This window comes from Niveispirillum sp. (assembly GCF_017996735.1).
Lineage (GTDB): Bacteria > Pseudomonadota > Alphaproteobacteria > Azospirillales > Azospirillaceae > Niveispirillum.
Genome location: NZ_JAGOGJ010000227.1, coordinates 1 through 5897, shown reverse-complemented (window position 1 = coordinate 5897; position 5897 = coordinate 1). Strand labels below are relative to the sequence as shown.

Annotated in this window: 6 protein-coding genes; 3 read left to right on the top strand and 3 right to left on the bottom strand. The window is 61.0% G+C overall.

The features are described from left to right. Positions 1-120: 120 nt before the first annotated feature. On the bottom strand, positions 121-411 hold the full coding sequence (locus tag KBA48_RS31995) for a hypothetical protein (protein WP_019054076.1): 291 nt from the start codon (positions 409-411) through the stop codon (positions 121-123). A 472-nt stretch (positions 412-883) separates the two neighbouring features. Here KBA48_RS31995 and KBA48_RS31990 point away from each other — a divergent pair, with 472 nt between their 5' ends. Next, positions 884-1111 carry a hypothetical protein gene (locus KBA48_RS31990; RefSeq protein ID WP_292912723.1) on the top strand — a complete coding sequence of 76 codons (228 nt, stop codon included), beginning with the start codon at positions 884-886 and terminating at the stop codon, positions 1109-1111. 160 nt (positions 1112-1271) lie between these two features. Here KBA48_RS31990 and KBA48_RS31985 read toward each other — a convergent pair whose 3' ends face one another. Then, a complete protein-coding gene (locus tag KBA48_RS31985; protein WP_066213957.1) occupies positions 1272-1583 on the bottom strand; it encodes a hypothetical protein in 312 nt (103 codons plus the stop codon). Positions 1584-2004: 421 nt separating this feature from the next. Beyond that, complete coding sequence (locus tag KBA48_RS31980) at positions 2005-3048, bottom strand: DUF2493 domain-containing protein (RefSeq protein ID WP_066213954.1); 1044 nt, start codon at positions 3046-3048, stop codon at positions 2005-2007. Between the two features lie 691 nt (positions 3049-3739). Between KBA48_RS31980 and KBA48_RS31975 the strand changes: the two genes are divergently transcribed. Beyond that, a complete protein-coding gene (locus KBA48_RS31975; protein ID WP_066214091.1) occupies positions 3740-4009 on the top strand; it encodes a hypothetical protein in 270 nt (89 codons plus the stop codon). Positions 4010-4226: 217 nt separating this feature from the next. Next, positions 4227-5693, top strand: a complete 1467-nt coding sequence (locus KBA48_RS31970) for a Fic family protein (RefSeq protein ID WP_066213952.1) — start codon at positions 4227-4229, stop codon at positions 5691-5693. Positions 5694-5897: the final 204 nt, after the last annotated feature.

Here is a 5897-nt window from a genome sequence, read left to right as displayed (position 1 = left end):
ATCAGGAATTCATGGGTGATGAGCTGCGAACCGCGGGTGAAATCACCGGCATTGCGCGGCATGGTCCCGCGCGCCGAATGGTGCTGCAGCTTGCCCGGCCGAGCGCGGTCGGACCAGGTGTCAGGCCCCGCCATGGAAGGCCTCCATGCGCCGCTCGGCTTCGGTCAGAAGTTCGGTGTGCACCTCGGGGTATTCGCGCTGGACGATGAGGTCGAGCGCGAGGAAGGTATACTCGGACGAGAACTGACGCCGGCGATCCTGCTCGGATGAACCGGAAAGGTCATCGATGAAGCGCTCGATGGCGATTCGCAGAAGCTTCGATCGGGAGATATTGCGCGAGACCGCAGCGGCATTGGCCGCCTCGGCAACGGGTCCGGGAAGCCGGACCGAAATCAGGACTGTTTCTGTCATCACCAAACCCTTCGAAAAGGGCCCGGTGGAGATTGCGCCTGGATGTTTTAGGCCATCGCCGATGGCTTGGCAAGGGAAGGGGGAGCCGGTGCCTGCCGTATTCAAATGTATTACGCGAAAAATGGCGCAATTGCTTCATCTCCAATTGTGTTCAGCGATTATCATACATTGTGATACAGGGATGCCATTGCTGTATACGCGCGCAGTTCTGCCAATTTCTCTTACTGCCGTGCAGTGTACGGTCTGCACCTTTACCCCTTGATCCGATGCAACTTGGTTCGCGTTGGATTACTGGTTTTTTCAGGATCGAGGATCGGGCCTTCAGTGCCATTCTCTAGGCGCAGCAGGGGCAATCTATGCTTCACAGGCGTCGACAAATTACAGATGGTTTGAACAAGAGGACTTGCCAACAGGCTTTGGCGTTGTGATGCTTTTGCCGGGAGGTTTCAGCGCCAACCCACGAGGTACAATCATGGCCAGGAAAGGAAGTCTTGAAGCGGAACGACAGGCAATCGCAAGGGAGCGAAACGCGCTGGAAGCGCGCGAAGCGAAGCTGCGGGAAAGCGAGCAAAATGCCATGGCCGATCTGCTGAGAAAATCGGCACTCGGCAAGGCACCGTTCGAGCGGGTTGAAGCCTTCTTCGCCGCACTCGGAAAGCTCGGCCTGGACGAAGCGGAAAAGCGCTTGGCGAAAAGCTGAAACCGGTCTCGCGAGAGACCAGCACAGCCGGGGCTCCCAAAGTTACTGCCTGCATCCGCAGGCAGCCGAGGGGGCCCCGGCTGCGCTTTATGGACCGGAGCAAAAAAGGGGCCGGAGAGCCCCTGACGAGCCCTCCGGCGCCGTTCGAAGTTTCTGCATGTCAGAACGGGCAGTCCGCGTCCCATTCGGGATCCATCACCACGCTCATGAAGCTCGCGGCGCGGGCGATGTTCGCCTCGTCGAAATCGTCTGCCATCATGCCCGGCACCGTATGGACGATCCGGTCGATCAGGTGCTGGGGCAGCGCATTATAGTCGCCCTCGTCGATAGCGACGAAGCAGCCCTCGTCGTCCTCGATAACGTGCTGGTCGAAGAAGCTGTGCTGGGCCCGGACGGTGGCGGCGCGCAGTGCGGCGTCATAGCTGATGGGATCGAAAGCCGGGATGTCGAGTGCGGTCGTAAGAGCGTTCACGGGAAGCCTCCTGTCAAAATCATTGAAGAGGCCTCCGAAAAGATGGCCGAGCTTGGCCCGGGTCAGGAACGGGCCGCCCGCGGCCCGCCGCGAAGCGGGGGTGGGGGAGCCGATTTTTTCGCATTCTTCATGCGGAAAAATTGGGGGAACCGCCCTTCTTGACGCGGGACAATGGCGGTCATCATGCTTGGAATTCTGCGAGAGTTTTAACCCCTGTTGGTCCGCACCGCCGGTGGGTCCAAGTGCTGGCCTGCCGCCCGGCCGATGCGAAGGCTGGGAAGCGGGCAGGCCGACAGGCCGTCACCCGGGGCCCAGCGAGCGAGCCGGGTCAGACCAGGGGCGTTCCAATCGACAAAAAAGAAGGGCATCCGGCGGTTAGACCGGACACCCTTCGGTAAAGTCGGATCACGTTGTCTCCCGCTCAAAACGGCGGGAGATCGTCACCATTGACCGTGCGCTTTGCACCGCCGCGTTCTGCCTGAGCCGGTGCTTTTGACCGGGCTGGGGGAGCCTCGTTCTGGGCACCGGCCTCGCGCACAATGTGCATCGGCACGCGCGCCTCGCGCAGCCGGTCAGCGAGGTTCGCCTGGATGCCGCCGCCGCTGCACACCACCGCCTCGACCGGCTTGAAGCTGAGCATGCGCGCATTGCGTTGGTAGGGCGCCGAAGGACCCCGCGAGGCATCGGGCTTGCACAGGATGACGGGGACGTTCTTGCTTGATGCCCAGGCCGCCGCGATCACGTCAGCGCCCTTGTTCTGTGCGGTCGTTGCCAGCACCATCGAGGGGATGCGCGTCCGGATTGCGTTGAGGTAGTCTTCAACCTGAGCAATGTCGGTGAACTGCTGCCCGCCCGAGAACACCACAACCGGGCCCGTGGGCGCAAACTGTTCGCGCCGCTGCGCCTTTTGTGCTGCAAGGTAATCGCGCGCCTCGATCATCGAGGCATTGGTCTTGGACGACACCCGCGAGCCGCGCACTGGTGAGAAGGGACGACCGGTCTCCACGAGGTAGATCTTCGCGGCATGGTCGCGCATGCATTCCATCGCGTCGCGGCACTCGGCGAGACTGCGGGCCTGCATGGTGAGGTCTTCCAGATCGGTCGCATAGACTTCGCTCGGATCGTATTCGCGCAGCTTTTCCTGCAGCCGGTTCGCCATCGAATCCTCTCTGTTGTCGAGGCGCTTGGCGACCACGTGGAAGCTGTTGGCAATGCCCCAGGCGACCTCGCTTGCCATGTCCTCCATCCGGGTGTCGCGGAACAGGTCGAACACCGTTGCGAGCATCATCTCGATTGCCGCCTGCGCCACTTCGGGGTCGGGCATTTCGGCAGCGCTCGGTTCATGCTCGATCGAGAGCTTGGCCAGCTCGGTCTGCTCCATGAATGCGGCAGCATAGTCGGGAGTGGCAATTTCCCGCGCATAGTGTTCGGCAAGGTCGGCGAAGTTCGAGAAACGGTCCGTCATGATAACCTCCAAAAGGAATTGTCTCTCATCACGCTGATGAAAGATGCCCATCGGAGGGACGCCGGAGTCAGGCAGTCAGGGACGGCGGCGCGCACGCGCTGCCGCCGCGAGCAGCGGGCGTGGGGGGAGCCGATTTTTGCTCGCAAGGCGGTAGCCGCAGCAGGCCAAAATCGGGGGGCACCCGCGATCCTTGACGGCCGCCAATCTCCCAGGCGTCATGCTATGGCGATGCTGATTTCGCTCAGCCAACGAGATGAGAGAGAGATTTAGGTTTTGCCCCCGAACCCCCGAGCCTGAAAGGATTGGGGGCGTTCGGGGTTAACCGCAAAACGCCGCCCTGCTGTGGTTCTTCCGCGATCCCGCAAAACCCCCCGCCGCGGCGCGTATCGCGCCCGCGCGGGGCACGAGGGAGCGCTCTGGCCAGCGCCGACGACGGCGCGGCCAGCCTGACGGGAATGGACCCCTTGCCGGAGCAAGTCCGTCGTCCCGTGAAACCCGTGCTTGTCGCGGGGCGCGGGACGGCGACGGAGCCGGAGGCAAGAGTGCCGGCGGCCCAGGGCAGGAAACTCCGCACCCGCAGGAGCGCGCACAAAGGGCGCGCGGGACCGAGTGCGCCATTCTTGACAGGGCCGCTCAATCTGAAATGGCTGCCGTGGGCAGCATAATCGCATCGCTGGAGGGAAGTACCGCCATGGAGTTCGACGACCAGATGCGGCGCTTTTTCGGGACCGATGATCTCGGAGCGGTTTCGTCCGAAGGGCTGGCCAGCGGGATAGAGCGCATGCTGGTCGAGTTCGGTCTCGAGACAGACAAGGGACGCAGGTTCGCTATGTGGTCGCTGCTCTACATGCTGGGTTCGGCGCCGGACCTCGATGTGGCGTTCAAGGACCCTCGCGACCGCGAAGCGGCGCGGACATTCATGGATCTGCTCGATCAGGCCAATGCCGGCGAGCTCGGCTGATCGCATGCCGTTCAGGCAAATCCTGTTAGAAAAATGGGGCGATATTTCTAACAAAGATGAGTGGTCCCAATGGGCCAAAAACGGCCGGCAGTCTCGGCATGGGCCCATTGGATGACTCGCAAAATCTCGGGATTTTTGGGAGTTAAATCTCGTTTTCTCGGACAATCCACTTCTTAAAGCACGAAAACTCGGATAGGTGCTCCGTCAGGAGCAGCTTATGTCCAAATTTTCGATTGCCGCATTGCCGGAAGTTTTCGTCTCGGACGGGACGATTTCGGGAGCCGTCTACGAGGCTGCCCGGCGAGGGCAACTGCGCAAGCTCGGAACCCGTCTTTACACCCGGAACCTCGACGAGGATCCCGAACGGCTCGTGCGCCGAAACTGGTATACCTTGATCGCGTCCTATTACCCAGATGCAATCATTGCCGACCGGACTGCACTGGAGAGCAAGCCGGCCGAAGATGGGTCGGTCTTTCTGATTTCGGCAAAGCGGCGCGACACCGAACTTCCGGGACTGGTATTGCGACCGCGGCCAGGACCCGGCGCGCTGGACAGCGACCGCGTTTTCGGAGGCGCGCGCCTCGCTTCGACAGCGCGTGCCTATCTCGAAAACTTGCGGCCTTCGAGAGGTCGTAAAGACCGCACATCGCGAGTGATCGAACGCGGAGAGTTGGAAAGACGGCTCGATGCGATGATCCGCCAGCAAGGGGAGGCGGGGGTCAATCGACTGCGCGACGACGCGCGCAGGATCGCGCCCGAGCTCGGTTACGAGGCCGAAGCGGACGAACTTGATAACCTGATCGGATCGTTGCTCGGGACGCGCGAAGCGGAAATGCAGAGCGAGATTGGCAAGGCACGGCTTGCCGGGCATCCATTCGATCCGGATCGCATCAGGCTATTTGAGGGGCTGTTTGCGGCGCTTCGCGAAACCATGGTGGAGATGCGCCCGGTTCCGCCCCGGACCGCCGAGGCCAATGCGACACTGGCGTTCTTTGAATCGTACTTTTCGAACTTCATCGAAGGTACCGAGTTCAGCGTGGAGGAAGCGGCACAGATTGTCTTCGACGGGGTCATTCCGAACGAGAGGCCAGAAGACGCCCACGACGTGCTCGGAACTTTCCGCATTGTTTCCGACCTGCAGCAATTGAAAGCTCTGCCGTCCGATTTTGGCGGCTTCCGCGACTTGCTACGAAGGCGTCACGCTTCGGTCATGGAGGCACGGCCCGACAAGCTGCCCGGCGCATTCAAGGAACGGGGAAACCAGGCCGGGGCTACCGTATTCGTGCATCCCGACCTCGTCGACGGAACCCTCGAGCGAGGTTTTGAATTTCTGAATGCGCTCGACGATCCGTTCCAGCGCGCGGTTTTCATGATGACACTGGTAAGCGAAGTTCACCCGTTCGCTGACGGCAACGGCCGCGTGGCGCGCATCATGATGAACGCTGAACTTGTTGCCCGTGATCAGGAGCGGATCATCATTCCGACAGCATACCGGACGGACTATCTCTCAGCGCTCAAGGCATTCTCGCACAACGGACAGACAGCTCCGCTGATCCGGATGCTCGATGTCGCGCAAGGCTATACGCACAGCATCGACTGGAGCACACTTGCCAGTGCGAGGTCTGCCCTGATGGCAACCAATGCATTTGCCGAAGGCGAGGACGCAAAGCTGCGGCTTCGCTAGTTCAGTTTATCCCACAGATCGGCGCAAGCCGGAAAATGTGGGATAAATCGGTCGTCGGTGGGCCGAGTGACATCTCTACTTGGCGGCGAAATCGAAGATTGATAATAATGATTATGTTAAATCAACAAGTTAGGCCGCGAACAGCTCGCCCTGACATCTTGCTGAGGATGGAATAACGCTCTGCGTTGCCGCAATCTTCCCAAG

What these genes read in the sequence shown, in the direction of transcription:
- KBA48_RS31995 (WP_019054076.1), bottom strand. Translation starts at nt 411, where the DNA reads ATGACAGAAACAGTCCTGATTTCGGTCCGGCTTCCCGGACCCGTTGCC.
- KBA48_RS31990 (WP_292912723.1), top strand. Translation starts at nt 884, where the DNA reads ATGGCCAGGAAAGGAAGTCTTGAAGCGGAACGACAGGCAATCGCAAGG.
- KBA48_RS31980 (WP_066213954.1), bottom strand. Translation starts at nt 3,048, where the DNA reads ATGACGGACCGTTTCTCGAACTTCGCCGACCTTGCCGAACACTATGCG.
- KBA48_RS31975 (WP_066214091.1), top strand. Translation starts at nt 3,740, where the DNA reads ATGGAGTTCGACGACCAGATGCGGCGCTTTTTCGGGACCGATGATCTC.
- KBA48_RS31970 (WP_066213952.1), top strand. Translation starts at nt 4,227, where the DNA reads ATGTCCAAATTTTCGATTGCCGCATTGCCGGAAGTTTTCGTCTCGGAC.